Source organism: Pseudomonas sp. Z2-11, from assembly GCF_054161305.1.
The window spans coordinates 4836522-4861578 of record NZ_CP096395.1; the positions used below are offsets into that span (position 1 = coordinate 4836522).

Sequence of the window (25057 nt, forward strand, 5' to 3'; positions counted from 1 at the left end):
TCGCTCCCACAAGGGATCCGCCTTGCCATAGGCCTTGTCAGGCCTACATCTCTACCTGCGTCCCCAACTCGATCACCCGGTTCAACGGCAGATTGAAGAAGCGCAGGTTGCCGTTGGCGTTCTTCAGCATGAAGGCGAACAGCGACTCGCGCCAGCGGGCCATGCCTTCGAGCTTGGAGGCGATGACGGTCTCGCGGCTGAGGAAGTACGTCGTGCGCATCGGGCTGAAATCCAGCTCATCCAGATGGCAGAGCTTGAGCGCCTGGGGCACGTCCGGTTCGTCGGTGAAGCCGAAATGCAGGATGACCCGGAAGAAGCCCTCGCCGTAGGCATCGACCTCGAAGCGCCGCTGCGACGGTACGCGGGGAATGTCCTCGTAGACCACGGTCAACAACACCACTTGCTCGTGCAGCACCTGGTTGTGCAACAGGTTATGCAACAGCGCGTGGGGCACGGCATCCGAGCGCGCGGTCAGGAACACCGCGGTGCCCTGCACACGATGCGGCGGTTGCACGCGGATGCTGCTGATGAAAACCGGCAACGGCAACGCACCTTCGTCCAGGCGCTCCACCAGCAGTTGTTTGCCGCGCTTCCAGGTGGTCATCAGCACGAACAAGGCAATGCCGGCAATGACCGGGAACGCGCCGCCCTGGATGATCTTCGGCACGTTGGCGGCGAAGTACAGCCCATCTACCAGCAGGAAACCGAACAGCACCGGCACCGCTAGCAACGGCGGCCATTTCCATAACAACAGGATCACGGCAGAGACCAGGATCGTGGTCATCAACATCGTACCGGTGACCGCCACGCCATAGGCTGAAGCCAGCGCTCCGGACGACTCGAAGCCCAGCACCAGCAGCACCACGCCGACCATCAACGACCAATTCACCGCACCGATGTAGATCTGGCCCTGTTCGGCACTGGAGGTGTGCTGGATGTACATGCGCGGGATGTAGCCGAGCTGGATTGCCTGGCGCGTCAGCGAGAACGCGCCGGAAATCACCGCTTGCGAAGCGATCACCGTCGCCAGGGTCGACAGGCCCACCAATGGCAGTAAGGCCCAGCTCGGCGCCAGCAGATAGAACGGGTTGCGCGCCGCTTCAGGGTCGCCGAGCAGCAAGGCGCCCTGGCCGAAATAGTTGAGCATAAGGCCCGGCAGCACGAGGATAAACCAGGCGCGAGCGATCGGCTTGCGACCGAAATGCCCCATGTCGGCGTAGAGCGCCTCGGCGCCAGTCAGCGCCAGCACCACCGCGCCAAGGATCGCCACGCCCATGCCCGGGTGGACGACAAAAAAACGCACGGCCCAGGTCGGGTTCACTGCGTTTAATACTTCCGGATGCTGGCTGATGCCATACACGCCCAGAGCGCCGAGCACGAGGAACCAGGTCACCATGATCGGGCCGAACAGAATGCCGATCCGCGCGGTGCCGTGGCGCTGGATCAGGAACAACGCGACCAGCACCACCACCGAAAGCGGCACCACCCAGTGATCGATGCCTTCAAATGCCAGGCCGAGGCCTTCCACCGCCGACAGTACCGAGATCGCCGGGGTGATCATACTATCGCCATAGAACAGCGCCGCACCGATCAGGCCGCAGATCACCAGCAACGTGCGCAACCGCGCCCTGCCGGCCGCCGCCCGCCGCGCCAGGGCGGTCAGGGCCATGATCCCGCCCTCGCCCTGGTTGTCGGCACGCAGGACAAACATCATGTATTTGATCGACACGACCCAGATCAGCGACCAGAAAATCAGCGACAGAATCCCCAGCACCCCGTCATGGTTGACCGGCACGCCATAGCCGCCGGAAAACACTTCCTTCAGGGTATACAAGGGGCTCGTGCCGATGTCGCCATATACCACTCCGACCGCCGCGACCAGCATGCTCAGCGGCTTGGTTGCCGAATGCTCGGCAGTCGCCGCCTGACTACTTGCATGACCCATCCAACACTCCTGATTCCCAGACCTGTCTTCTCTGTAAAAGAAGCCGTACGCTTTGTGCCGCAGCATGCGCTGTTTTACGCTTTGTTACAGACGTTTTGTTGACTGTAACAATCGCCAGAAGGCAAAGGCGCGAAGCATAGCGCAGCACTCGTCGTTTTTCCCTGCATAAAGCTGGTCAAGTGCGCCCGCCATGGATAGAATTGCGCACTTTTTGATCAGAGGCGCGTCAGGCGCCCTGTCTCGCACGAGACGATCCCCCTTATACCGAGGTTAGACATGTCCACCACTCCCGCGCCAGCCAACCCGAAGGTTGGCTTCGTATCCCTGGGTTGCCCGAAGGCTCTGGTCGACTCCGAGCGCATCCTGACCCAACTGCGCATGGAAGGTTATGACGTGGTGTCCACCTACCAGGACGCCGACGTGGTAGTGGTCAACACCTGTGGCTTCATCGACTCCGCCAAGGCCGAATCGCTGGAAGTCATCGGCGAAGCCATCAAGGAAAACGGCAAGGTCATCGTGACCGGCTGCATGGGCGTGGAAGAAGGCAACATCCGCAACGTGCACCCGAGCGTGTTGTCGGTGACCGGTCCGCAGCAGTACGAGCAAGTAGTCAACGCCGTGCACGAAGTCGTGCCGCCGCGCAAGGACCACAACCCGCTGATCGACCTGGTGCCGCCGCAAGGCATCAAGCTGACCCCGCGTCACTACGCCTACCTGAAGATTTCCGAAGGCTGCAACCACAGTTGCAGCTTCTGCATCATCCCGTCGATGCGCGGCAAGCTGGTGAGCCGTCCGGTCGGTGATGTACTCGACGAGGCCCAGCGCCTGGTCAAGTCTGGCGTCAAGGAGCTGCTGGTGATTTCCCAGGACACCAGTGCCTATGGTGTCGACGTGAAATACCGCACCGGTTTCTGGAACGGCGCGCCGGTGAAAACCCGCATGACCGAGCTGTGCGAAGCGCTCAGCAGCCTCGGCGTCTGGGTCCGCCTGCATTACGTCTACCCGTATCCGCATGTCGACGAGCTGATCCCGCTGATGGCCGCCGGCAAGATCCTGCCGTACCTCGACATCCCGTTCCAGCACGCCAGCCCGAAAGTGCTCAAGGCGATGAAGCGCCCGGCCTTTGAAGACAAGACCCTGGCACGTATCAAGAACTGGCGCGAAATCTGCCCGGACCTGATCATCCGCTCGACCTTCATCGTCGGCTTCCCCGGCGAAACCGAGGAAGACTTCCAATACCTGCTGAACTGGCTGACCGAAGCCCAGCTCGACCGCGTCGGTTGCTTCCAGTACTCGCCGGTCGAAGGCGCACCGGCCAACGATCTGGACCTGGATGTGGTCCCGGACGACGTCAAGCAGGACCGTTGGGAACGCTTCATGGCGCACCAGCAGGCGATCAGCTCGGCCCGCCTGCAAATGCGCATCGGCCGTGAAATCGAAGTGCTCGTGGACGAAGTCGACGAGCAAGGCGCCGTGGGCCGCTGCTTCTTCGACGCCCCGGAAATCGACGGCAACGTCTTCATCGACAACGGCAGCAACCTCAAGCCAGGCGACAAGGTCTGGTGCAAGGTCACCGACGCCGATGAGTATGATTTGTGGGCTGAGCAGATCGGTTGAGCAGGGCCTGGACTCAAGGGGTAATGCGGTTCACTCAGGGAAAATGCTGTACCCGTGGCGAGGGAGCTTGCTCCCGCTCGGCTGCGAAGCAGTCGTAAACCGGCGGGTGCGGTGTGACTGACGCTCCGCATGCGACAGGTTTTGGGGCCGCTTCGCGGCCCAGCGGGAGCAAGCTCCCTCGCCACGGGAATGTGCATATTTTTCCGGCTGCCCTGGACTTAAAAATCATGAAGCCCTGCTCTGTAACAAGATGCGGGGCTTTTTTACGGCTATCGTATGCAGACATAACATTTCCACCATAAGGAACAGGCGGACATGCGTCAGCATTCGGTCATCCACACACCGAAACCGAGCGATTACGAGGAATTGACCCGGGTCTGGGAAGCGTCGGTACGCGCTACCCATGACTTCCTGCCGGACAGCTACATCGAGCTGCTGAAGAACCTGGTACTCACCCGTTACCTGGACGCGGTGATGCTGATCTGTACTCGCGACCACCGTCAACGCATCACCGGGTTTGCCGGTGTGGCGGCCGGCAAGATCGAAATGCTCTTCATCGACCCCCAACACCGTGGCCAAGGCCTGGGCAAACAACTGCTGCGCTATGCCATGGAGCACCTGAACGCCAACGAGCTGGACGTCAACGAACAGAACCCGCAAGCCCTGGGCTTTTATCTCAAGCAAGGCTTTGAAGTGGTCGGGCGTTCCGCACGGGATGGCATGAACCAGCCGTACCCGTTGCTGCACATGCGCTACAAACAAGCCGACCTGAAGGCCGGACGCGGCTAAAAGCTGCCTGAGGCAAATGGACCCGCGATTAACCGGCGCCAGACAGGTACAATGCCCACCCTCTTTTTGTTACGGCCCCGTCATGACTGACCCGATTCGTCTCTCCAAACGCCTCATCGAACTCGTCGGCTGCTCCCGTCGGGAGGCTGAGCTGTTCATCGAGGGCGGCTGGGTCACCGTGGACGGCGAAGTGATCGACGAGCCGCAGTTCAAGGTCACCGGCCAGAAGGTCGAACTCGACCCGCAAGCCAAGGCCACTGCGCCGGAGCCGGTGACGATCCTGCTCAACGTCCCGGCGGGCATGGACGTCGACACCGCCATGGCAACCCTCGGACCGGAGACCCTGAGCGACGAACATCGCTTCGGCAAGCGCCCGCTCAAGGGCCACTTCCTGCGCCTGACCGCCAGCGCCGACTTGCAGGCCAATGCCAGCGGCCTGCTGGTGTTCACCCAGGACTGGAAGATCCTGCGCAAGCTCACCGCCGACGCGGCCAAGATCGAGCAGGAATACGTGGTCGAAGTCGAGGGGGAAATGGTCGCCCACGGTCTTAATCGCCTGAACCACGGCCTGACCTACAAAGGCAAGGAATTGCCTGCGGTCAAGGCCAGCTGGCAGAACGAAAACCGCCTGCGCTTCGCCATGAAGAATCCGCAACCAGGCGCCATTGCACTGTTTTGCCAGGCGGTCGGCCTCAAGGTCGTCGCTATCCGCCGCATTCGCATCGGCGGCGTGTCCATCGGCAAGGTGCCGTTGGGCCAATGGCGCTATCTGTCCGCCAAAGAAAAATTCTAGACACGACTTTACTGGCGCCGCACCGAGCTGGGGCGCCCACTGCCGATTGATCAGGACTGCACACATGATTCACAACGACGTACTGCGCAGCGTGCGCTACATGCTCGACATCAGCGACAAGAAAGTCATCGAGATCATCAAGCTGGGCGGCCTGGATGTTTCCCTGGAAGACCTGACTGGCTACCTCAAGAAAGACGAGGAAGAAGGCTTTGTGTTCTGCCCGGACCTGGTCATGGCGCATTTTCTCGATGGCCTGGTGATCTTCAAGCGCGGCAAGGACGAAAGCCGTCCGCCGCAGCCGATCGAAGTGCCGGTGACCAACAACATCATCCTGAAGAAACTGCGCGTGGCGTTCGAGCTGAAGGAAGACGACATGCACGCCATTCTCAAGGCCGCCGAATTCCCGGTGTCAAAGCCGGAGTTGAGCGCGCTGTTCCGCAAATTCGGCCACACCAACTATCGCCCATGCGGCGACCAGTTGCTGCGCAATTTCCTCAAGGGCCTGACGCTGCGCGTACGCGGCTGACTTTCCAGACCTCCTGGGCCTTTGTGGCGAGGGAGCTTGCTCCCGCTGGACGCGCAGCGTCCCCTCGCAGTGTGTCAGACAAAACCAGGGGGCTGCTTCGCAGCCCAGCGGGAGCAAGCTCCCTCGCCACAGAGAACAGAGCCAACCTGGCCCTTCGCGTTATGATGTCTTTTCAACCTCACTCCGATTCCAACCCATGACCTACAACGTCTCCCCCATCGGCTTCGTCCGCTCCTGCTTCAAGGAGAAGTTCGCCATTCCGCGCCAGCCACACCTGGCCCCGGCCGCGCGTGGCGTGCTGGAGCTGGTGGCGCCGTTCGACCAGGGCGAAGCGGTGCAGGGCCTGGAGCAGGTCAGTCATGTCTGGCTGTTGTTCCTGTTCCACCAGGCCCTGGAGGAAAAACCACGATTGAAGGTGCGTCCGCCCCGACTGGGCGGCAACAAGTCCCTGGGCGTATTCGCCACCCGCGCCACCCATCGCCCCAACGGCATCGGTCAGTCAGTGGTGAAGCTGGAACGGGTCGAAGCGGGTCGGCTGTGGATTTCGGGCATCGATCTGCTGGACGCGACGCCAGTGCTGGACATCAAGCCCTACGTGCCCTACGCCGACATCATCGGCTCGGCGACGAACAGCATCGCCAGCGCAGCGCCTGCATTGATTCCGGTGCAATGGGCGGACTCAGCCCTGCTTCAAGCCCGCGAGCATGCCCTGCGCCTCGAAGAGCCGTTGGTGGAGTTGATTGAACAATGCCTGGCCCAGGATCCACGTCCGGCATATCAGGTCCCCGCAGCCGAACGGGAATACGGCGCGCAGTTCTGGGACCTTGATGTGCGCTGGCATTATCCGCAGCCGGGGTTGATCCGGGTACTGGAAGTGATCCCGGCGCAGGAATAATCGCCGGAAACGAAAAAGCCCGCGCGGCCTTGATCAGGCGGCGCGGGCTTTTTTGTGGGCTACTGCCGAACCGAGTTGCTTTCTTCGCGAGCAGGCTCGCTCCCACATTTGGTCGAGTTGTTACAAAACCTTGTGGGAGCGAGCCTGCTCGCGAAGGCGGTAGGTCAGCCACCGCATGAACCGCGGTTTATTTCTCTACAAACGCCCGCTCGATCAGGTAATCACCCGGCTCACGCATACGCGGCGAAACGGTCAGGCCGAAGCTGTTGAGCACTTCGCTGGTCTCGTCGAGCATGCTTGGGCTGCCGCACAACATGGCGCGGTCGTCCTGCGGGTTGATCGGTGGCAGGCCGATGTCGCGGAACAGCTTGCCGCTGCGCATCAGGTCGGTCAGGCGGCCTTCGTTCTCGAAGGGCTCGCGGGTCACGGTCGGGTAGTAGATCAGCTTTTCGCGGAGCGCTTCGCCGAAGAATTCGTTCTGTGGCAGATGCTCGGTAATGAATTCGCGGTAGGCGACTTCATTGACGTAACGCACGCCGTGGCACAGGATCACTTTCTCGAAACGCTCGTAGGTTTCCGGATCCTGGATGACACTCATGAACGGTGCCAGGCCGGTACCCGTGCTGAGCAGGTACAAATGCTTGCCAGGCTTGAGGTCGTCGAGCACCAGCGTGCCGGTAGGCTTCTTGCTGATGATGATCTCGTCACCTTCCTTCAGGTGCTGCAGCTGGGAAGTCAGCGGACCATCAGGAACCTTGATGCTGAAAAATTCGAGATGCTCTTCCCAGTTCGGGCTGGCAATCGAGTAAGCGCGCATAAGCGGGCGGCCGTTGGGCTGCTGCAGGCCGATCATCACGAACTGACCGTTCTCGAAGCGCAGGCCCGGATCGCGGGTGCACTTGAAGCTGAACAGAGTGTCGTTCCAGTGATGAACACTGAGGACACGCTCGTGGTTCATGTTGCTCATGTACGGGGGACTCCTGGAAATGATGCCTGCGCCGATAATCTGCGCAATTGCATCGCATTCTAATCGCGGCGACAATATCTGTTAAATGGATTATTAAGATAAGGGTTATCGGTTATATCGATATGCGATTTACTCTACGTCAACTTCAAGTCTTCGTCGCCGTCGCCCAGCAGGAAAGCGTGTCCCGTGCCGCGGGCCTGCTCAACCTGTCGCAGTCGGCCGCCAGCACTTCCATCACCGAATTGGAGCGCCAGTCCAGCTGCCAGCTCTTCGACCGCGCCGGCAAACGCCTGAGCCTCAACGCCCTCGGCAAGCAATTGCTGCCCCAGGCAGTGGCGCTGCTGGACCAGGCCAAGGAGATCGAAGACCTGCTCAACGGCAAGTCCGGCTTCGGTTCACTGGCGGTCGGCGCCACCCTGACTATTGGCAATTACCTGGCGACCCTGCTTATCGGCGGCTTCATGCAGCGCCATCCGGAAAGCCAAGTGAAGCTGCATGTGCAAAACACCGCCAATATCGTGCACCAGGTTGCTCACTATGAAATTGATCTGGGTCTGATCGAAGGCGACTGCAGCCACCCGGACATCGAGGTGCAGAGCTGGGTCGAGGATGAATTGGTGGTGTTCTGCGCGCCCCAGCATCCATTGGCCAAACGCGGCCAGGCGACAATGGAGGAGTTGACCCGCGAAGCCTGGATCCTGCGGGAACAGGGCTCCGGCACCCGCCTGACCTTCGACCAGGCCATGCGTCACCACCGTAGCGCGTTGAATATCCGCCTGGAGCTGGAACACACCGAAGCGATCAAGCGCGCCGTGGAGTCCGGCCTGGGGATAGGCTGTATCTCGCGCCTGGCCCTGCGTGACGCTTTTCGCCGCGGCAGCCTGGTGGCCGTGGAAACCCCGGACATGGATCTGTCGCGGCAATTTTATTTCATCTGGCACAAACAGAAATACCAGACATCGGCCATGCGTGAGTTTCTTGATCTGTGCCGGGCGTTCACCGCTGGGGTGCAGCGTAGCGACGAGATCGTCCTGCCCGCCATCGCCTGAAACTCAGAGCAGTATCAGGCCCCAAACCAACGCGATCATCGTCAGGGCGACCAACTGGGCGGCGCTGCCCATGTCCTTGGCATTTTTCGACAGTGGGTGCAGCTCCAGGGAAATGCGGTCGATGGCCGCTTCCACCGCGGAGTTCAGCAACTCCACGATCAGGGCCAGCAGGCACACCGCGATCAGCAAGGCCTGCTCGACGCGGCTGACGTTAAGGAAGAACGACAGCGGAATCAGGATGACATTGAGCAGCACCAGTTGACGGAAAGCGGCTTCGCCAACGAACGCCGCACGCAGGCCGTCCAGGGAATAGCCGGAGGCATTGAGGATGCGTTTCAGGCCGGTTTGGCCTTTAAAAGGTGACATAAGGTAGGCACTGATCGAAAGGAATGGAGAAGCTAATGGAACCGCAGTCAAAAAAGCGTGAATTCAGACACTACGACTGCGGCGAAATTGACTCGAGTTGTTGCAGCAACAAGGCCGCCTGCGTTCGGGTGCGCACGTTGAGTTTACGAAAGATCGCCGTAACGTGGGCCTTGATAGTCGCCTCGGACACGTTCAGCTCATAGGCAATCTGCTTGTTCAGCAGGCCTTCGCAGACCATGGTCAGCACCCGGAATTGCTGCGGCGTGAGGCTGGCCAGCCCTTCGCTGGCGGCCTTGGCTTCCGCGGAAACACTCACCGCCTCGAACGCCTGGGGCGGCCAGGACACATCGCCATCGAGGACGGCCTTCACAGCCCTCTGGATCATTTCCAGTGAACTGGACTTGGGGATGAACCCGCTGGCGCCGAACTCGCGGGCCTTGACCATCACCGAGGCCTCTTCCTGGGCCGAGACCATCACCACCGGAATCTGCGGGTATTGCCCACGCAACAGCACCAGGCCAGAAAACCCATACGCACCGGGCATGTTCAGATCCAGCAGCACCAAGTCCCAGTCGGCCTTTTCAGCCAATCGGCTTTCCAGTTCCGCGATGCTGGCCACCTCCGTCAATCGGACAGCCGGGCCAAGGCCCAGGGTCACTGCCTGATGCAACGCGCTGCGAAAGAGCGGGTGGTCATCGGCAATCAGGATTTCGTATGTGGCCATTTTTCCAATGATCCTGTTTTTAGTGGCAGGCCCGATGCATTCGCGCCTCGCCGAACAACTCAAGACACCGCCACGCAGCGGTATCAACAGGGGGCACGTTCAACGCCAATCACAGCGTTTCAAACTCCAGCCGCACCCTGGTCGGCGCCAAGCATGCCCAGCGAAGCCGGGGTGGTCAAGCAGCACGGTCACGGCCTTATCCAGTATGGGCCACTACTCGGCCAACAGCGCAGGAGCCGCGTGAACGAAGGGCTGCAGCTCGGCATGGGCCGACGTGGACTCGTTCACCTCCTGCTGGCGCTTGGCGCCGAGGTAATGCTGGCTGAACACATCGAAATAGGCGTCCAGGGCCGACGCCGCGTCGCTGTCCCCCGCCAGTTCCAGGCACAGCGCCGCCACTTCGGCGGTACACAGGTGTTCGCTGCGGGTCGAGCGACGCAAGCGATAACGAGACAACTTGTCGGGCAACAGGCTCAGAATGGGCAATCGGTCGAAATACGGGCTTTTTCGAAACATCTTGCGCGCTTCCGTCCAGGTCGCGTCCAGCAGAATGAACAACGGACGCTTGCCCTGATCGAGCGCCACCGTGTGGGTGACACGGGACGGTTCGACATACTCGCCTGGAAACACCAGATAAGGCTGCCATTGCGGGTCGTTCAGCAAAGCCAGCAATTGCCCGTCGACCTCGGTACGCGACCAGATGAAGGCATGGTTGTCGCGCACCACATCGGCGATCAGCCAACCGGTATTGCTCGGCTTGAAGACTTCTTTGTTGGTCATGATCAGGCAGACCCCGGAACGGGTCTCGACGCTCGGGCGCCAGGCACACAAGCAATGGCTTTCGATCACCCGACACGCGCTGCAACGAGGCGCGCGCCAGCCACGGGCCTGGAGCGGCTTGATGCCATCGTCGACGCGCTGGTCGCGCAGGCGGGCTACGGCGTTGGGGGCATGGGTCATAGCGGGCGACGCCCACGGACAAGAGAACTCGACACGAACAACACTCGGCAGGACAACAGAGCCCGGCAGTCTACCAGAGCGCGCAAGCCTGTACCGTCTACCCGGGCTCCCCTATAATCGCCGCCACTGAACGCACAGTCACGTGACCGGTCGAACCCCCTGTCACTGAACCAGGAGAGTTTCATGCTGCGCCTTATCGTCCCAACCGTTGCCGTTCTGCTGGCGACGTCCATCAGCGCTCAGGCCGCGTCGCTGAAAGAACTCGAACTGAACAAGATGCTGCAGAACGTGGCCACGCAAAGCAGCGTCGGCACTCCGCGCGCCATCAACGAAGACATTCTCGACCAGGGTTATACCGTCGAAGGCACCGAGCTGATCAACCATCTCAGCGTGCAAAGCAGCCACGCCCAGAAAATGCGCGCCGACCCCAAGGCGGTCTACTTCCAGCTGGGCTCCACGGTGTGCACCAACCCAGGCTTTCGCAAGCTGATGGCCAAGGGCGCAACCATGCGTTACGAATTCACCGAAGTTAAGACCAATCGTCCGGTCGCCACCGAACGCTTCCAGGAATCGGACTGCCCGAAACCGGCCAAGACCAAGAAATAATCAACCCGAGCTGGCGCGCCGCTGCTCATCGTCGGCGCGCAGTTCCGCCACCAGCGCCTGCAAATAGCGCGAGCGCCATTCCCTGCCCTCCAGCCGACGGCAGCACTCCTCTTCAAGGCTCACCTGATTGGCCTGAGCCGCTTCCAACAGCATCAGGTACAACTGCTTGTCGAGTTCCAGAGTTACCCTGGTCATTTCTCCCGCCTCCCTGCCCCCGAAAATGCTTAACTCCCCGGCGTGGACGCCCAACCCTGGACGTCGAATAACGTCAGCACGCTTGTTATGAGTAAATCAGAGCGGGACGTAGCCAGTCGGTGAACTGACGAGCGGCGCATTACCCACTATCAGAGCTGGAGCGCCGGACGCCTTCGCGAGCAGGCTCGCTCCCACAGGAATTTTGCCGAACGCACACCTGATGTTCACTGGAGATCAATTGTGGGAGCGAGCCTGCTCGCGATGACGGGTTCCAACAAGGCCAGGTGACGGTTGCAAACCGTCATCTGCGAGCGCCATGATCAACAAGAGGCTAGATTCAAAATATCGCCTGTTACCGGGCAGAACGAGGCTGCCCTTGCCAATACCCTGACGCTTGATTTTTTTCATCCAAGGGAAACAGCAGAATCCGTTGGCTGGCTTGATCGCCTTGCTGCAATTTGCGTCGAGCCAGGTTGAATGCCCGGGCATACGCCGGGCTGACGACGGCACAGGAAGTGCCGTGGCCCTGACGAATCTCTCGTTCGGGCCAGGTTCTGTTCAGAAGGAGAAGCTGAATGCCTTACAAACCGAATGACCTGCTCAGTCGGCATTTTGAGAACCATGGCCACGACCTCACCCGCAAGGTCGAAGAGCAACTCAACCTGGTATCACCCAACAGTCCCAATCTTCCCATTTACCGCGACATGATCCTGACCGTGCTGCGCATGGCCCAGGAAGATCACAACCGCTGGAACGCCAAAATCACGCTGCAGGCCCTGCGCGAACTGGAACATGCCTTCCGCACCCTCGAACAATTCAAGGGCCGTCGCAAAGTCACGGTCTTTGGCTCGGCCCGAACGCCCATCGAACATCCGCTGTATGGCTTGGCGCGAGAACTGGGGGCGGCGCTGGCCCGGTCGGACATGATGGTCATCACCGGCGCAGGCGGAGGCATCATGGCCGCCGCCCATGAAGGCGCAGGCCGCGAGCACAGCCTGGGTTTCAACATCACCCTACCCTTCGAACAACATGCGAACCCGACCGTCGAAGGCACGCAGAACCTCCTCCCGTTCCATTTCTTCTTCACCCGCAAGCTGTTCTTCGTCAAGGAAGCAGACGCGTTAGTGCTCTGCCCAGGTGGTTTCGGCACCCTTGATGAAGCATTGGAAGTCTTGACGCTGGTGCAGACGGGCAAGAGCCCATTGGTACCGATAGTGCTGCTGGATGTGCCGGGAGGTAAATTCTGGCAGAGCGCCCTGGATTTCATCCATGAACAATTGGGAGAAAACCGCTACATCCTGCCTACCGACATGAAGTTGATGCGCCTGGTGTACACCGCCGAGGATGCGGTGGAAGAAATCAATCAGTTCTATCGCAACTTCCACTCCAGCCGCTGGCTCAAGCATCAGTTCGTGATCCGCATCAATCATGCGCTCACCGAACAGGCGATGCAGCAGATGCAGGTCCAATTTGCCGATCTATGCCTGAACGACTGCTTCCATCAGCATGCCTACAGCGGCGAGGAGCCGGAGGAGGCGCCTTTCAGCCACCTGACGCGCCTGGCATTCACCTTCAACGCCCGCGATCATGGTCGACTTAGAGAACTGGTTGACTATATCAACCTACCGGAAAACTGGGCCCAGCCTGCCGCCCAGCCCCACCCGTTGACCTGGGAACCAATCGAGGTGACTTGAGCCCAAAAAAAACGGCCCGCTATCGAAATAGCGGGCCGTTTTATCTAGTCATCCATGCTACGACCGCTGAACAGCCGATTGATCATTTCCATGGAGTATCCTCGATACGCCAGGAAACGCCCTTGCCTGGCCCGCTCCTTCGCATCAATGGGCAGATGCCCTGAGAACTTGCGACGCCAGGTATCGATTAACTGTTCCTGCCAATCGATACCGCTTTCACGCAAGGCAAGTTCGATATCCGGTCGTTGCAAGCCACGCTGGCCAAGTTCTTCGCGAATACGCATCGGGCCATAACCAGAGCGGGCGCGATAGGAGATAAAGCTTTCAAGGTAGCGCGATTCCGACAACAGCCCCTCTTCCGTCAAGCGGTCCAGGGCTGTGTCGATCAATTCATCGGAGGCGCCGCGCTGGCGCAGTTTACGCGTCAGCTCGACTCGACCGTGCTCGCGTCTTGCGAGCAGGTCCATCGCGGTTCGCCGCACTGCGACGAGGGTATCGAGTACGGCGGTCATCGGATCGATCAGATGTCAGCGTCAGCCAGATCGTCTGCAGTCTCGCGGTTGGCCACGGCCTTGACGTCTGCAACCGGGCTCAACAGTTTGTCGCGCAGTTGCTTCTCGAGAGCTGCCGCGACTTCCGGGTTGTCCGCCAGGAACTTGGCCGAGTTGGCCTTGCCCTGACCGATCTTGGTACCGTTGTAGGCATACCAGGCGCCAGATTTTTCGACAAAACCGTGCAACACACCCAGGTCGATCATTTCACCGTTGAGGTAGATGCCCTTGCCGTACAGGATCTGGAATTCGGCCTGACGGAACGGCGATGCCACCTTGTTTTTCACGACCTTGACGCGGGTTTCACTGCCGACAACTTCATCACCTTCTTTCACCGCACCCGTACGACGGATGTCCAGGCGAACCGAGGCGTAGAACTTCAACGCGTTACCACCGGTGGTGGTTTCAGGGCTGCCGAACATCACGCCGATTTTCATGCGGATCTGGTTGATGAAAATCACCAGGCAATTGGCGTTCTTGATGTTACCGGTGATCTTGCGCAGGGCCTGGGACATCAGGCGAGCCTGGAGGCCCACGTGCATGTCGCCCATTTCACCTTCGATTTCCGCTTTGGGTACCAGTGCCGCTACGGAGTCGACGATGATCACGTCAACCGCGTTGGAGCGCACCAGCATGTCGGTGATTTCCAGGGCCTGTTCGCCAGTGTCCGGCTGGGAAACCAGCAGGTCATCGACGTTGACGCCCAGCTTGCCGGCGTATTCCGGGTCCAGGGCGTGTTCGGCGTCGACGAAGGCGCAGGTCGCACCGGCTTTTTGAGCCTGGGCGATCACGGACAGGGTCAGCGTGGTTTTACCGGAGGATTCAGGACCGTAGATTTCAACAATACGACCTTTTGGCAAGCCGCCGATGCCAAGCGCGATGTCCAGGCCCAGGGAGCCGGTAGAGATGGAAGGAATAGCCTGGCGGTCCTGATCGCCCATACGCATTACGGCACCCTTGCCGAATTGACGTTCGATCTGACCCAAGGCCGCAGCCAAGGCTTTCTTCTTGTTGTCGTCCATTAAAGTCCTCACGTAATCAATAAGGCCTGACGGCCAACACCTGTATAAGTAGCCAGTATTATTCCACAGCGATTCAGGATCGCCTACCCCTGATTTGAGATTTCTGTGGCGGCATGTTGTAACAGCCCGTCTAGCGCGGCCTTCACCGTTTGTCGGCGGACCTCGTCGCGATTGCCTGGAAAGAAGCGCCGCTCGCTGAACACCGCCTCGCCAACACCCCAGGCGAGCCATACGGTGCCCACCGGCTTGCTCGGCGAGCCTCCGTCCGGCCCGGCCACGCCGCTGACCGCCACGGCGAAGCGCGCCAGGCTTTTCTGCTGGGCGCCCCGCGCCATCGCCTCCACCACCTCGCGACTGACCGCGCCGACTTTATCGAACAATTCGGGAGGCACACCCAACTGCTGGGTTTTCTGGCGATTGGAATAGGTGACGTAACCGGCTTCGAACCAGGCCGAACTCCCCGGAATCCGCGTGATCGCCTCGGCAATCCCGCCACCGGTACAGGATTCGGCGGTAGTGACATGGGCATTGAGCACCTGCAAGCGCCTGCCCAGTTCGGCGGCCAGTCCGGTAATGTCATCCATGCTGCTCTCCTGATTCGACGCGGTTGGCGCCTACCGTACACCAGCAGCCGCAGCTTGCAAGGTCCGGCAGATTACCGGCCCAACGCTCTGACATAGGCCTGGCAGGCCTGCAAGGCGATCAGTCCACGGTCGCCCTCGTCGGTGATGGCGATAATTCGTTGAGCATGCGCCGGGTCAAGTCGGGCGCGTGGGGCGCCATGATCCATGCCGCCGGTGCCGGTGGCGGCAGGCATTGCACAACCGGCGGCAACATCGTCGGCGTCGAGGAGGACTGACAGCCGGACATCGGCAGTAGCAAGGCGATCGCGCAGGCGATCCTGGTCACGTTGGGCATCGCTCAAGGCTCGGTAGTGGGTTTGTTCGCTGGCGGAGAGTTGTTGTTCCAGGGCGAGGCGTTTGTCCTGCTCGGCCTTTTGCTGCTTCGCTGCGGCCTGGGTCATTCGATTGAGCGTCTCGGACTGCGACTGCGCCAGTTGCGCCAGTTGCCTGCCGTACCGCCAGTCCTGGAGCCGCCACGCCAACATGGCCGGACCACCGATCAGCAGCGCCACCAATACAACGACACCTAGCGTCCGGCAGGAAAACAGCATCAGGCTGAAGGCTGGCATAACACTTCCCTCGCCCGCGCCCAGAGTTGCAAGCGATCCTGTAAGCCATTCAAGCCGCCATTGATGCGTCGGGTAATGCTGTTGAACTGGTCACGATCAGCCAGCTCGTTCAGGCCGTTCTGCGCCCAGAACCAGGCGGCGGATTGCGCCGCCCATTGCGGTTGTTCGAGCAGTTCGGGCAAGGCCAGCAAGCGCTCGTCACCAAACAACCCCAGGCTGCAACGAAGGTAATTGTCGTGGCCGGTAATCTGGATCAAACCCCGGCCGCGATACTTCTGACCGTCACCGTCGGGCTGGGTCGAGTTGCCCAGGCGAACGGCCAGGGTTCCGGTGTCGTATTTGCTCAGGTAGTGCTCGCTGCCCAGCTCTCGTACATAACGCAACTGCCCCGATTCGTGACCGACCTGGGCCAGAAATGCGGCGATGCGCTTGGGAGTGTCGATGCGGTAACGAGACATTGCGGTGTTCAACGCTGGAATAAAAACGCCCGCTTGGGCGCGGGCGTCGGGCATGATCTTGATAAGTTGCTGTTGCGTAAGGTCCATGTTCGGGTCACCGCACATACATGATCAAAGCTGCCCGGGCAGCCAGGACGGCGCGGCCGGACGGTGTTCGGCGGCTGGAAAGTACTCGTCCTGTGGCCATTCCCTCAGGGCCCGGCGATAAGCCTGCAACTGCGTGTACTGCGCCTGGTCCAGCGTCGTGCCGCTGCCATCGTCCATCTCGTCGCGATCGCGCGCTATGAGGCGGTCGGTTGCGGTGAGCTGGGCGTTGCGCCACGCATATTCATTTTCCGAAGCCTGGGCCAATGTCAGAGCAGGGGGATCTACGAGAATGGGATAGCCGTTGCCAGGATCGACTGACAGTTTTTTTGGCGAAACAGCGAGCTGCTGCAGCAATGAGAGCCAATAGGCCCGTGGGATTTCTATGACATCTTCGGGAATATCCGAAGTGTTGATACCTGGGACGTAGGCTCCGCAGGTACTCGGACTGAACAATAAGGTGAACTCGTTCATTTCAATAGCCCTTTGCAAAATAGTACACGGTCCACCCGGCTATTGATTGTCCTGTCATGTTGCGAACTCTCAAGCGACAGCCTTGTTTAGTGGCACTGCCTCCAACGAGGATGACCACTGCACCGTCCCCACCTACATGGTTGGCTACCAAAGAAGCAAAAGCGGTTGGAAATGAAATAGGAAAAGTGACGAACACATCGCCGTTAGCATCAGTCGTGCCGGCTCCCCATTGGTCGATGATCCCACTGGCGTATTTCTGATAGCCGGCGCTCCCCAACAGACCTGAAAACGACGAGGTGTATTTCAAAAGAACGGTGCCGCCGATCAACCGCCATTGATTGTCCAGCTTGACGAACTCTGCCGTTTCGCCACGGCCCAGATCGATGGGTCCAAGAGCTGAAGATGAAGGTCCCAGAGTATCGGTAGGCGAGGCTGTCGATACCTTTACCGCGGTCCCTACGTTGATAAGCGTGAGCGTCGCCCCATGCAAGATTCCCACGGTGTTGGGGAGCGTGACGTCGATTGCGGTGGCACTGGAAAAGCTGACGGCACCGCCGACATGGGCCGGTGTCAACGCGGTACTGACTGCGTACGCGAAAAAACCGGAGTACTGAATCCCGCTGCGCCTTACGAACTCCGTTGTCGCCACGGATCTGTCGTTATCAAATTGAGGCGCCGTGGTGAACAATTCGCTGCCACGCAAGGCCGTTACCAATTGATTGTTCAATTGTTCCGACGGCGTCTGCCCGGCAGCTTGAATAACATTAAGCAACTCCAGCGTTACCCCATTGCCCCAACTGGCGGGAATCAACGATCCCGGCGTTCCCGCCAAAGGATCCTCGTCCACGAACCTGCCGTTCGATAGACCTGCGCTGGGCACACTTTTTGGATAGTCCACATTTCACTCCTGATGGGCCAAAGATAAAAAACAGGCGAGACAAAGCCTCACCGGCATTACGCGGTGGCGCGATTGATTGGGAAAGTCTGAGAGGCTGCCCGAGGCGGGTTAAAGAGCAGGCTCGGGCAGGACAGGCCAAGTGATAGCGGTTGGAAAACCAGCTTGATGCTGGATGCGATTCAACTCGACGCTATAAAGCTTCCACTCCATCAGAGCCAGTTGTTCCTGGTCGCTGGCGTCGCCGATGTCTTCAGCGTACTGAAGCGGGGCTATACGCAACACTGCGTCGCGCAGAAGCGCATCCCGTTGGGCCAGGACCTGGCCAGTGATGTCGCTCAACTGCAAGTCAACGTCGAACTCCCAGGTGTGGTTTTTCCAGACATGGTAATTACCTGGCCATGGCTCAGTTGTGAACGCTTCCGGTAACTCTCCCAGTTCGCTCCATATCTGCTGGCCGCCGTCTTCCTTGCGGTAGACCAACCCGCGACGGTCAACAACCTCTCGGGGCACATTGTTCACCAGCGCCCATGTGCGGCCTCCTTCCAGGGAGGGCAGCTCAAAGGAAATTGCCACCGCATTACTGGGGATCTGAACGCCAATACCTGGCGTTACGGGAAACTCCACGGGTCCGGACAATGCGCCGGCTTTATCGAAAAGATAATAAAACACAGACACCTCAGATGAGTTTGATCCGCGCCGGATAGGCGACGTTGCGCGGGCGGGATCTGAATGAGTGGAGCAGCGTGTTGCCCGTATCTACCTGGAAACTGGTCCCGGCAGGAAATATCGGACCACCGTTCACCAGGTCTCCGATGATTTTGATTTCCTCACGGGTGTTGGCACCGAATCCGGTAAGGCTATCGGACCATCTTGACCCAACCGCACCAGCCCCTTGGCCTCCCAACGCATAGGAGTGGACAGTACCGGGTTGAAAGGTCCCCATTGCCCGACCAGGATCCACGGAGCGCCCTTCGTCCAGGATTCGCAAGAACTCTCCCCGTCCTTCCGGCGCACGAAAAGTGAGAACGCCATCACCGGAACTCCATTTGCCTTCACTGCCTTCCCGAGTGGCTTCGGTGCCGAGCATTCCGGACTGTTGGGCGTGATCCCACAGCCAGGGCCACTCAGCACGTTTCATCACCGTGCCGTTTAGCGCACCGTAACCACCCGGGCTGAGTTGGATAGTCGTTTCAAAAAACGGCCGCCCCAAAGCTGTGCTGTCAAACCTTCCCATGGGCCACCAACTGCCGGCACCGTCACTACGTAGATGCCACCAGTCACCACTGCCCATCAGCACGAAAAATGGATAACCGGCGGCCGAAAGATGAGTGTGAAACCTGATCCGATCAGCCCCACCGGCCTGAACCACGAGACGATTGCCACTGTTGTCCAGGCGCCGAATAACCACATCTCGAACACCCAGCGCAGCGTTGGACGAAGGCAACCCGATGGTCGTAGCGCCAGCGTTGGCGTCAATCAATACAAGGCCAAGCTCATTTGCCGTCAGCGTTTTCGACAGGGCCAACCGCGTGATTACCGAACGCATGGGGTTGGTGATACCGATGATCTTCTGAATAGCTTTGAAAAGCTGATTGGTGTCCGCTTCGGAGGGCGCGATATCGGCGCCAGAAATCACACCGAGGATTTCCTGGGTAACGCTGTTTCCCCACACAGCCGGAATCAAGGATCCCGGCGAGCCTTCGACGGGATTTTCATCCACGAACCGACCGTCCACCAGCCCGACGCTGGGAACACTTTTTGGATAATCCATGTTTTGTCTCTCTATGAGATGGGAATCAAGCCCGAAGGCGTAGCGTCCGGATGGCCGCGAGCGCGTCATCGGCGGCTTGAGTGGCAAGATCCGATTTGCCCTTGGCTAGGTGCGCGCGAATCTGCGTCTTGGACTTGAGGCGTAACTCGCGAAGCGCCAGCAGGTTCGCGTCGAATTCAGCGGCCTTGGCGAGGATCTGGTCCGCCGCCTGCCTGGCTGTGCGGCCCTTGACGACCCAGGCAGAAACCGACAACGGAACAGCTTTTTTCGGGTAGCCCTGATCCTTGAACGCCTGCGCTTGCAGGGCCGCTTGTTGATATTCCAGGGCCCGTAACGGATCACCGGCCAAAACGCGACGGGCGCTGTCGGCAGCGGCATCGATCTTGTCGCACAGGCGCTCGCCTTCCAGGCGCAGCAGTTCAGCAGCGCTCTCGTTGGTCAGTATCCATGTACCGTCCTCCCAGAAGTGGGCCGCAGAAGGTGGAGGCGGACGCAGTCCCTCTTCGTACTGGTGCAGTTCTTGAACGACTTTCATCGGATCAGCTCCCAGGACAGGTGAACGTTGACTGCGTTGATAAAGTTGACGCCGATGCCCACGCTGTAATCCGTCAGGGCCTGATGCCCCTTGATTCCCATGCTCAAGAGCAACTCGTCATTTTCTGCGCTCGTTGAGCCCAAGACGTGCTCGGCCTGGTATGACTGCCAAAGTGAGCGCAATTGGGCATGGTCAAAACTGGCAGTGACGGTAGAAACACTCACCTCATTGACGACGTTGTTGGAGGACAGCACGCACATGTAAGGACTTTCGGGATTCGCCCATCCTGCGGCATAGCTACCGGGAGTTGTTGCGACGGGTGACAGATAGCTGTAATTGCCCCCAAGCCACCCAGCCTGAACAAACGCTAACGAGGTCACAGCGTTCGAAGCAGGCGTCGGATTGCCCGCCACAAGCCGCCCCGCACGCGCATGTGGATCCAGCGGCAGATAAACCACCCCGGTACCATTTAGAGTTTGGGTCCAGGTCAAGCGAGCCCGGTTGTAGATCGTGCGAATCATCGGCAAGGAGCCAGGCGTCCCGGTCACCACCCAGGCCAGGCACATGTCCAGGGGGGTCGATGGGAACCCACCGCCTGCCGCTCCGTTGATGGTGCCTTTCAGGGATTCTGGAGCAAGGTCATACAGGCTTCCTCGCTGCACATAGAACGTCAGCGCATCACCGACTATCTGCGCCCGCAAAAAATAACTGGCGCTGGGCAACAGATCGGCGCTGCTCCAGGCCGTCGTCACGTAGGTACGTGTCCGCCCCAACCGTCCTGCTACCACCTCTTGCCCGATGCTGACGTACACACCCGCCGGAATCGAGACACGTCCGCCACTGGTGGACAGCGCTGCTGGAGTGACGGCCAAACGGCTGTCCGCCGTGGCAATCGTCGGCAGCGGCAACGCTGCGATCGGCAGAGCGAAGTCCTGGTTCCAGCCCTTGGCGGTTACCGTCCGAATCGCCGCGAGTAATTGATCGCTGCGGGTCTCATCCGGCGTCAGATCTCCCGCCTTGATGACGTTCACGATCTCCTGCGTCACCCCATTCCCCCAATCCGCCGGAATCAACGATCCCGGCGTCCCGGTCAACGGATTTTCATCGACGAACCTCCCATTCACCAAGCCGGCGCTGGGTACACTTTTCGGATAATCCATCCGTCTACTCCCTAGTCATAGTTGATGTGAACCTTGGTATGCGCCGGCGCACTGCGGTGAATAAGGCACTCCAGCGCCGACCCCGGATTGACGCCAAAACGTTCGCCCCAATAGCTCGCACCAAAGCGCCGTCCCAGCAGCAGCCGGCCGCCGGTGTTGAGGGTCCACATGAATTGCGCCTGCCACGTTCCGAAGTGCGCTTCGCCAAACCGTGCGCGGCCCATGCGCGGCGCCTTGAGTTCGGTAATCGTTGCGTTGGGGTAACCCTGGCTCCTGGCGATTTCCACGTAATAGGCGATGGCCTGGCTGCCCACCGCCAGCAACCGCCGTCGCACCGCGAGACGGCGATCGTCATACAGCGGCGTGGCGCCAAGGCACGGATCCGGCAGCTCCATCACCCGTTCCCAATCCGGCACCAGCTCGCTGACTCCCGCCGGGTCCATTTCGTTGAGCAGGTCGGCGGCGCGGGCATCCAGGCGCGCCAGCTCCTGGGCGATGCCTTGCAGCACTTCGTCCAGTTCCGGCACGCGCTCCGGGTCCCACGCCGGGCCGCTGGGCAGCAGGCTGCGCAGTTGGGCCTGGTATTGTTCGGCGGTTCTTATCCCAGCCATGTGCAGCCTCCGAAGGTCAGCAACTGGTTGCTGGCGGCGATCACATCGGCGGCGGGTGCGCTGAGCTTGTGGTCGGTTTCGCCGGTGGCGCTGCTGATCGCTTCGGCGATATGACTCAGCAACAGCGTTTCGCCAAGGCCGGCTTCGCGGTTATGAAGGTCGCGCAGTTGGGCCTCGATGGCGGCGCGCACGGCGCTGGTGTCCGGGGTGATGCGCAGCTTGTAGTTCACCGGCACCTGCGTCGGGGCCAGCACATGCAGTTCGGCGGTCACCGGGCGCAAGGGCTCGATGTAGGCCCGCACTTCCTCCAGTTGCTCGGCGTTGGGGATCGGTTGCGGATCGTCGTCGCGCATCACGAACAGGCCAACGGTCCCCGGCCCAAGGTAACTGCCGCGACACCAGGCGCGGGTAACGCCGGGACATTCCAGGGCCCAGGTCTCGTAGTCCTGGGCCGAACCGCCGTGAGGGATGACCCGATAGGAACGGATCACCCTCGACCGCAGGGATTCAAGGCTTTCCCGGGCGACACCGCCGGTCAGCCCTGGCGCCAGTACGGTGAAGCTGTTGCCGATACCCAACAGCGGCTGCACCGGCGTGAGCACCAGGCCCGCATCGGCATTGCCCAGGCTACCGGCCTCCAGTGCCGCAATGGCGGCGGTGTTCAGGCCATTGCTGGTGGTTCGCGCGGTGGTCACTTTATAAGTACGGCCATCGGCCGCTTGCAGCAGCGTGTCGGCATCCAGCACGGCACCCGCCGTGGCGGTGAAGCTGACGCTGCCGGTGGCCACCTGGGCGGCCTTGCGCGCCTGGTTCAGGCGCAGGGCGGCGATGCGTTCCAGGGTCGATTCATCGGCCTTGTCCGGCAGGATCTGCTCGGCGATCCAATCCAGATAGCCATACAGGCCATAGGCGGCGCCGCCGAGGGTACGCGCCAGGACCTGGGCGTCGGACTGGCGCAGCGAATCGCTGGCCAGGTCGCTTTGGGCGCGCTTGATCAGCACCGGCAGCGAAGGGGTTTCAAACGGCATAGGTCACCTGCCAGCTGTGGTCGGGGTTGATGTCCAGGCGCTCGCCATTGGCCAGGGTCAGGACCGTGCGCAGGTTCAGACGCTGGGCGTCGAGGCGTTCGCTGATGATGTCGATGGCGCTGCAATGACCGTCATCGATCAACCATTGCAGCGCCTCGCGGGCATAGAATTCGGCGTCGAGTTGGGTCTGGCGGGTCAGCTTGACCCGCCGCAACAGCCACAGCCGTGAGCCGATGCGATCGTCGGCGACCGTGGGAAAGGTGTCGCCCCACCAGCCGAAACGCTCGTCGTCATCGACCGCATCGCCAGCGGCGGCGCGGCGCCAGGTGAACAGGCTGATCAGCACCGAGCGGGTCAGCGCGGCGTGCAGGTTCTGGCTGATGAACATCACTGGCCTCCCGCCGGCGCACCGGTCTGGCCGTTGCCGGCCTGTACGCCAACGTGCACGTGCTTGATCTGGCTGATACCGCCGGCGATCTGGTCGCCCTGGGAAACGATCTTGCCGGTGTGGTTGATGACCGGGCTGTCGATGTTCACCGCGCTGCTGGCGCGGATGTTCAGCGTCGCGGTCTCGATGTCGATGACCCGGCCGCGCTTGAAGTGGAGCTTGTCACCTTCATCGGTGTAGAGCGCGACTTCGCCCGGGGCCAGGGCCTTGAGACGAAAGCGCCGATCGGCGACCACCAGCACAACCGCGTGGGAGCGGTCGCCGCCGAGGAACGTGGCGATGCCCTCGGCGCCGGCCAGCGGGTTGCTGGTGAAGCCATAGGGCTCGAAATGCTCCATGTCGTCGCTTACTTCGCCAGCGGTGAGGCGCATTTGCAGCGATTGTAATTTATTCGCCGAATGGGCGAGCACGACAGTGCCGCGCGCCAGGAGGCGGGTCAGTAGGCTCATTGGGTTTTTCCTTCGGAATCGGGTTTAACGGCAGAGCACTGTGGGAGCGAGCCTGCTCGCGAAGGCACCAGCACATTCAACATCGATGCAAACCGAGCCACCGCTTTGGCGAGCAGGCTCGCTCCCACAAGGAATCTGTGCTGGGCAGGAGTCTGGCGGCGGGCTCGCTCCGACAAGGGATTTGCCCAGGGCGGGTATCGGCGTCGGGCTCAGGCCTTGGGCGGCACCGGGTTCGCGTCGAAGGTGTGCGGCGGGGCGACTTGCAAGGTGGTGACGGAACCCTGGGCGGACAGCGAATAGGTGACCTTGGAGATCAGCATGTCAGCGTCAAACCCCAGCACCGGATCGATCACCCGCACCAGGGTGTTATGCCGCCAGAGATCGCCGTTGGCCTGGCGCCAGCCCTGCACGCGGTAGGTGGTGGTCAGGGCGCGGCCGCTGCGAATCGCGCTTTCCCAGTCGGCCCGTTGCTGGGCCAGCGCCGGGGTCAACTGAGCACTTTCGCTGATGACGGTCACCCGCTTGCGCTTGAAGCCCAGGTCAGTGGCGGTGCCCGAGACCTCGCTCACCGCCGCCCCGCTCTGCTGGTCATTGCCTTTGTGCTGGCCAATGACCCGGTATTCGGAAAATACCTGGCTGTAGTCCATCGGCGCGTTGCCCGAAAGAATATTCTTGCCCAGTTCCAACACATCGCTGGCCCGCCCACCGCTGCCGGGCTTGGCCAGCAGCACCCGGCCCTGCGGGTCATCGGTGGAGAACACCCGGAACAACGTCAACAAACGGTCGATGGATTGAAACACCGTTTCTCCAGGCACGATGCTGTGCTCGCTCAGGCGCGCGGTTTCCGGGATCTCGCTGACCACCCCCACGGCATAGGGCGATGCCAGCGCCTGGACGATGCTCAGCAATGTTTGCCCGCGCCATTGCGTCGGGCGGTTGATCGCCGCGCAGTCCACCAGGTCCTGAGTCTTGGAGCCGCCTTCGATGCTCAGGCTGATCTGCCGGCCGTCGTAGCTGATGGGCGCCTTGAACACGTAGCCGCTGAGCAGCAGGTCGGCGCCGATGCGCACCTGGCATTCGTCACCGGGACGAATCGGCACCGCCTGGGTCTGCCCCGGCCATTGCCAGGTGATGTCGAGTTTGAAGGTGCGGAACTGGCGCTCCAGGTCCGCACTGATTTCCACGCTTTTCCAGCCGCCGTAATCCAGCCCGCCGACGGTGAGCGTGACAGCGTTGTCGAGCTCATTCAT

Annotated in this window: 31 protein-coding genes; 9 read left to right on the forward strand and 22 right to left on the reverse strand. The window is 60.7% G+C overall.

From position 1 onward, the window contains the following. Positions 1 to 43 precede the first annotated feature (43 nt). On the reverse strand, positions 44 to 1885 hold the full coding sequence (locus tag M1E16_RS21385) for a potassium transporter Kup (RefSeq protein ID WP_458130359.1): 1842 nt from the start codon (positions 1883 to 1885) through the stop codon (positions 44 to 46). A gap of 336 nt (positions 1886 to 2221) precedes the next feature. Here M1E16_RS21385 and rimO point away from each other — a divergent pair, with 336 nt between their 5' ends. From rimO to tsaA, 5 genes are all read left to right on the forward strand, one after another. Beyond that, complete coding sequence (gene rimO, locus M1E16_RS21390; protein ID WP_458128318.1) at positions 2222 to 3562, forward strand: 30S ribosomal protein S12 methylthiotransferase RimO; 1341 nt, start codon at positions 2222 to 2224, stop codon at positions 3560 to 3562. Positions 3563 to 3877: 315 nt separating this feature from the next. After that, complete coding sequence (locus tag M1E16_RS21395) at positions 3878 to 4351, forward strand: GNAT family N-acetyltransferase (RefSeq protein ID WP_434628805.1); 474 nt, start codon at positions 3878 to 3880, stop codon at positions 4349 to 4351. A gap of 82 nt (positions 4352 to 4433) precedes the next feature. After that, a complete protein-coding gene (locus M1E16_RS21400) occupies positions 4434 to 5144 on the forward strand; it encodes an rRNA pseudouridine synthase (protein ID WP_434628803.1) in 711 nt (236 codons plus the stop codon). 64 nt (positions 5145 to 5208) lie between these two features. Beyond that, positions 5209 to 5670: a YehS family protein gene (locus M1E16_RS21405; protein ID WP_305499176.1), complete on the forward strand. Its 462-nt coding sequence runs from the start codon at positions 5209 to 5211 to the stop codon at positions 5668 to 5670. A 196-nt stretch (positions 5671 to 5866) separates the two neighbouring features. Beyond that, positions 5867 to 6565, forward strand: coding sequence for a tRNA (N6-threonylcarbamoyladenosine(37)-N6)-methyltransferase TrmO (gene tsaA, locus M1E16_RS21410; RefSeq protein ID WP_458128319.1), 699 nt, complete (start codon positions 5867 to 5869; stop codon positions 6563 to 6565). A gap of 187 nt (positions 6566 to 6752) precedes the next feature. Here the strand turns inward: tsaA and fpr are convergent, their stop codons facing one another. After that, a complete protein-coding gene (gene fpr, locus M1E16_RS21415) occupies positions 6753 to 7532 on the reverse strand; it encodes a ferredoxin-NADP reductase (protein WP_003198368.1) in 780 nt (259 codons plus the stop codon). A 122-nt stretch (positions 7533 to 7654) separates the two neighbouring features. Between fpr and M1E16_RS21420 the strand changes: the two genes are divergently transcribed. Continuing rightward, positions 7655 to 8581 carry a LysR family transcriptional regulator gene (locus M1E16_RS21420; protein WP_434628799.1) on the forward strand — a complete coding sequence of 309 codons (927 nt, stop codon included), beginning with the start codon at positions 7655 to 7657 and terminating at the stop codon, positions 8579 to 8581. 3 nt (positions 8582 to 8584) lie between these two features. On the opposite strand, the gene M1E16_RS21425 is transcribed toward M1E16_RS21420, so the two are convergent. From M1E16_RS21425 to M1E16_RS21435, 3 genes are all read right to left on the reverse strand, one after another. Next, positions 8585 to 8947 (reverse strand): diacylglycerol kinase, encoded by a 363-nt coding sequence (locus M1E16_RS21425; protein WP_305499171.1) that lies wholly within the window; start codon positions 8945 to 8947, stop codon positions 8585 to 8587. Between the two features lie 70 nt (positions 8948 to 9017). Further along, positions 9018 to 9671, reverse strand: a complete 654-nt coding sequence (gene erdR / locus M1E16_RS21430) for a response regulator transcription factor ErdR (RefSeq protein WP_458128320.1) — start codon at positions 9669 to 9671, stop codon at positions 9018 to 9020. A 213-nt stretch (positions 9672 to 9884) separates the two neighbouring features. Continuing rightward, positions 9885 to 10631, reverse strand: coding sequence for a tRNA-uridine aminocarboxypropyltransferase (locus M1E16_RS21435; protein ID WP_458128321.1), 747 nt, complete (start codon positions 10629 to 10631; stop codon positions 9885 to 9887). A 183-nt stretch (positions 10632 to 10814) separates the two neighbouring features. Here M1E16_RS21435 and M1E16_RS21440 point away from each other — a divergent pair, with 183 nt between their 5' ends. Then, positions 10815 to 11237 (forward strand): quorum-sensing-regulated virulence factor family protein, encoded by a 423-nt coding sequence (locus tag M1E16_RS21440; protein ID WP_305499165.1) that lies wholly within the window; start codon positions 10815 to 10817, stop codon positions 11235 to 11237. Here the strand turns inward: M1E16_RS21440 and M1E16_RS21445 are convergent, their stop codons facing one another. Then, positions 11238 to 11432, reverse strand: a complete 195-nt coding sequence (locus M1E16_RS21445) for a hypothetical protein (protein WP_305499163.1) — start codon at positions 11430 to 11432, stop codon at positions 11238 to 11240. Positions 11433 to 11723: 291 nt separating this feature from the next. Between M1E16_RS21445 and M1E16_RS21450 the strand changes: the two genes are divergently transcribed. Together M1E16_RS21450 and M1E16_RS21455 are read left to right on the forward strand one after the other, a co-directional pair. Next, positions 11724 to 11909 (forward strand): hypothetical protein, encoded by a 186-nt coding sequence (locus tag M1E16_RS21450; protein WP_434601687.1) that lies wholly within the window; start codon positions 11724 to 11726, stop codon positions 11907 to 11909. Between the two features lie 98 nt (positions 11910 to 12007). Beyond that, the gene (locus M1E16_RS21455) at positions 12008 to 13126 is read left to right on the forward strand and encodes an LOG family protein (protein WP_434696970.1); all 1119 of its coding nucleotides are present in this window, start codon (positions 12008 to 12010) and stop codon (positions 13124 to 13126) included. 44 nt (positions 13127 to 13170) lie between these two features. Here the strand turns inward: M1E16_RS21455 and recX are convergent, their stop codons facing one another. The 16 genes from recX to M1E16_RS21535 all read right to left on the reverse strand — a co-directional run bounded on the left by recX (position 13171) and on the right by M1E16_RS21535 (position 25057). Continuing rightward, the gene (gene recX, locus M1E16_RS21460; protein WP_458128322.1) at positions 13171 to 13638 is read right to left on the reverse strand and encodes a recombination regulator RecX; all 468 of its coding nucleotides are present in this window, start codon (positions 13636 to 13638) and stop codon (positions 13171 to 13173) included. 8 nt (positions 13639 to 13646) lie between these two features. Next, the gene (recA, locus tag M1E16_RS21465) at positions 13647 to 14699 is read right to left on the reverse strand and encodes a recombinase RecA (protein WP_079303629.1); all 1053 of its coding nucleotides are present in this window, start codon (positions 14697 to 14699) and stop codon (positions 13647 to 13649) included. A gap of 83 nt (positions 14700 to 14782) precedes the next feature. After that, a complete protein-coding gene (locus tag M1E16_RS21470; RefSeq protein ID WP_434672705.1) occupies positions 14783 to 15283 on the reverse strand; it encodes a CinA family protein in 501 nt (166 codons plus the stop codon). 71 nt (positions 15284 to 15354) lie between these two features. Then, positions 15355 to 15891 (reverse strand): lysis system i-spanin subunit Rz, encoded by a 537-nt coding sequence (locus M1E16_RS21475; RefSeq protein ID WP_458128323.1) that lies wholly within the window; start codon positions 15889 to 15891, stop codon positions 15355 to 15357. Continuing rightward, the gene (locus M1E16_RS21480) at positions 15873 to 16436 is read right to left on the reverse strand and encodes a glycoside hydrolase family 19 protein (RefSeq protein WP_458128324.1); all 564 of its coding nucleotides are present in this window, start codon (positions 16434 to 16436) and stop codon (positions 15873 to 15875) included. Before M1E16_RS21480 ends, M1E16_RS21475 begins: the two co-directional genes overlap by 19 nt. A gap of 24 nt (positions 16437 to 16460) precedes the next feature. Continuing rightward, positions 16461 to 16907: a hypothetical protein gene (locus tag M1E16_RS21485; RefSeq protein ID WP_458128325.1), complete on the reverse strand. Its 447-nt coding sequence runs from the start codon at positions 16905 to 16907 to the stop codon at positions 16461 to 16463. 1 nt (position 16908) lies between these two features. Then, positions 16909 to 17805 carry a gp53-like domain-containing protein gene (locus tag M1E16_RS21490; protein ID WP_458128326.1) on the reverse strand — a complete coding sequence of 299 codons (897 nt, stop codon included), beginning with the start codon at positions 17803 to 17805 and terminating at the stop codon, positions 16909 to 16911. A 108-nt stretch (positions 17806 to 17913) separates the two neighbouring features. Next, on the reverse strand, positions 17914 to 18474 hold the full coding sequence (locus tag M1E16_RS21495; RefSeq protein ID WP_458128327.1) for a tail fiber assembly protein: 561 nt from the start codon (positions 18472 to 18474) through the stop codon (positions 17914 to 17916). A 7-nt stretch (positions 18475 to 18481) separates the two neighbouring features. Continuing rightward, the gene (locus M1E16_RS21500) at positions 18482 to 19576 is read right to left on the reverse strand and encodes a phage tail protein (RefSeq protein ID WP_458128328.1); all 1095 of its coding nucleotides are present in this window, start codon (positions 19574 to 19576) and stop codon (positions 18482 to 18484) included. Positions 19577 to 19601: 25 nt separating this feature from the next. Continuing rightward, complete coding sequence (locus M1E16_RS21505) at positions 19602 to 20111, reverse strand: phage tail protein (protein WP_458128329.1); 510 nt, start codon at positions 20109 to 20111, stop codon at positions 19602 to 19604. Continuing rightward, positions 20108 to 21271, reverse strand: coding sequence for a phage tail protein (locus M1E16_RS21510; RefSeq protein ID WP_458128330.1), 1164 nt, complete (start codon positions 21269 to 21271; stop codon positions 20108 to 20110). The genes M1E16_RS21505 and M1E16_RS21510 overlap by 4 nt, the downstream gene beginning before the upstream one ends. 11 nt (positions 21272 to 21282) lie before the next feature. After that, entirely contained in the window at positions 21283 to 21882 is a 600-nt protein-coding gene (locus M1E16_RS21515) for a YmfQ family protein (RefSeq protein ID WP_434656106.1), read from the reverse strand. Next, positions 21870 to 22910: a baseplate J/gp47 family protein gene (locus M1E16_RS21520; protein WP_458128331.1), complete on the reverse strand. Its 1041-nt coding sequence runs from the start codon at positions 22908 to 22910 to the stop codon at positions 21870 to 21872. The genes M1E16_RS21515 and M1E16_RS21520 overlap by 13 nt, the downstream gene beginning before the upstream one ends. Continuing rightward, positions 22900 to 23298, reverse strand: a complete 399-nt coding sequence (locus tag M1E16_RS21525) for a phage GP46 family protein (RefSeq protein WP_434572167.1) — start codon at positions 23296 to 23298, stop codon at positions 22900 to 22902. Before M1E16_RS21525 ends, M1E16_RS21520 begins: the two co-directional genes overlap by 11 nt. Further along, positions 23298 to 23807, reverse strand: a complete 510-nt coding sequence (locus M1E16_RS21530) for a phage baseplate assembly protein V (protein WP_434656101.1) — start codon at positions 23805 to 23807, stop codon at positions 23298 to 23300. Before M1E16_RS21530 ends, M1E16_RS21525 begins: the two co-directional genes overlap by 1 nt. Positions 23808 to 24016: 209 nt before the next feature. Next, entirely contained in the window at positions 24017 to 25057 is a 1041-nt protein-coding gene (locus M1E16_RS21535; RefSeq protein WP_434696952.1) for a phage baseplate assembly protein, read from the reverse strand.

Coding starts and splice junctions, on each gene's coding strand:
- M1E16_RS21530 (WP_434656101.1), bottom strand. CDS start 23,807: ATGAGCCTACTGACCCGCCTCCTGGCGCGCGGCACTGTCGTGCTCGCC.
- M1E16_RS21525 (WP_434572167.1), bottom strand. CDS start 23,298: ATGTTCATCAGCCAGAACCTGCACGCCGCGCTGACCCGCTCGGTGCTG.
- M1E16_RS21455 (WP_434696970.1), top strand. CDS start 12,008: ATGCCTTACAAACCGAATGACCTGCTCAGTCGGCATTTTGAGAACCAT.
- M1E16_RS21420 (WP_434628799.1), top strand. CDS start 7,655: ATGCGATTTACTCTACGTCAACTTCAAGTCTTCGTCGCCGTCGCCCAG.
- M1E16_RS21515 (WP_434656106.1), bottom strand. CDS start 21,882: ATGGCTGGGATAAGAACCGCCGAACAATACCAGGCCCAACTGCGCAGC.
- M1E16_RS21510 (WP_458128330.1), bottom strand. CDS start 21,271: ATGGATTATCCGAAAAGTGTACCCAGCGCCGGCTTGGTGAATGGGAGG.
- M1E16_RS21445 (WP_305499163.1), bottom strand. CDS start 11,432: ATGACCAGGGTAACTCTGGAACTCGACAAGCAGTTGTACCTGATGCTG.
- M1E16_RS21425 (WP_305499171.1), bottom strand. CDS start 8,947: ATGTCACCTTTTAAAGGCCAAACCGGCCTGAAACGCATCCTCAATGCC.
- recA (WP_079303629.1), bottom strand. CDS start 14,699: ATGGACGACAACAAGAAGAAAGCCTTGGCTGCGGCCTTGGGTCAGATC.
- M1E16_RS21520 (WP_458128331.1), bottom strand. CDS start 22,910: ATGCCGTTTGAAACCCCTTCGCTGCCGGTGCTGATCAAGCGCGCCCAA.
- M1E16_RS21385 (WP_458130359.1), bottom strand. CDS start 1,885: ATGCTGGTCGCGGCGGTCGGAGTGGTATATGGCGACATCGGCACGAGC.
- rimO (WP_458128318.1), top strand. CDS start 2,222: ATGTCCACCACTCCCGCGCCAGCCAACCCGAAGGTTGGCTTCGTATCC.
- M1E16_RS21535 (WP_434696952.1), bottom strand. CDS start 25,057: ATGAATGAGCTCGACAACGCTGTCACGCTCACCGTCGGCGGGCTGGAT.
- M1E16_RS21505 (WP_458128329.1), bottom strand. CDS start 20,111: ATGAAAGTCGTTCAAGAACTGCACCAGTACGAAGAGGGACTGCGTCCG.
- M1E16_RS21400 (WP_434628803.1), top strand. CDS start 4,434: ATGACTGACCCGATTCGTCTCTCCAAACGCCTCATCGAACTCGTCGGC.
- M1E16_RS21480 (WP_458128324.1), bottom strand. CDS start 16,436: ATGGACCTTACGCAACAGCAACTTATCAAGATCATGCCCGACGCCCGC.
- fpr (WP_003198368.1), bottom strand. CDS start 7,532: ATGAGCAACATGAACCACGAGCGTGTCCTCAGTGTTCATCACTGGAAC.
- M1E16_RS21395 (WP_434628805.1), top strand. CDS start 3,878: ATGCGTCAGCATTCGGTCATCCACACACCGAAACCGAGCGATTACGAG.
- M1E16_RS21405 (WP_305499176.1), top strand. CDS start 5,209: ATGATTCACAACGACGTACTGCGCAGCGTGCGCTACATGCTCGACATC.
- M1E16_RS21475 (WP_458128323.1), bottom strand. CDS start 15,891: ATGCCAGCCTTCAGCCTGATGCTGTTTTCCTGCCGGACGCTAGGTGTC.
- M1E16_RS21470 (WP_434672705.1), bottom strand. CDS start 15,283: ATGGATGACATTACCGGACTGGCCGCCGAACTGGGCAGGCGCTTGCAG.
- erdR (WP_458128320.1), bottom strand. CDS start 9,671: ATGGCCACATACGAAATCCTGATTGCCGATGACCACCCGCTCTTTCGC.
- M1E16_RS21435 (WP_458128321.1), bottom strand. CDS start 10,631: ATGACCCATGCCCCCAACGCCGTAGCCCGCCTGCGCGACCAGCGCGTC.
- M1E16_RS21440 (WP_305499165.1), top strand. CDS start 10,815: ATGCTGCGCCTTATCGTCCCAACCGTTGCCGTTCTGCTGGCGACGTCC.
- tsaA (WP_458128319.1), top strand. CDS start 5,867: ATGACCTACAACGTCTCCCCCATCGGCTTCGTCCGCTCCTGCTTCAAG.
- M1E16_RS21485 (WP_458128325.1), bottom strand. CDS start 16,907: ATGAACGAGTTCACCTTATTGTTCAGTCCGAGTACCTGCGGAGCCTAC.
- recX (WP_458128322.1), bottom strand. CDS start 13,638: ATGACCGCCGTACTCGATACCCTCGTCGCAGTGCGGCGAACCGCGATG.
- M1E16_RS21500 (WP_458128328.1), bottom strand. CDS start 19,576: ATGGATTATCCAAAAAGTGTTCCCAGCGTCGGGCTGGTGGACGGTCGG.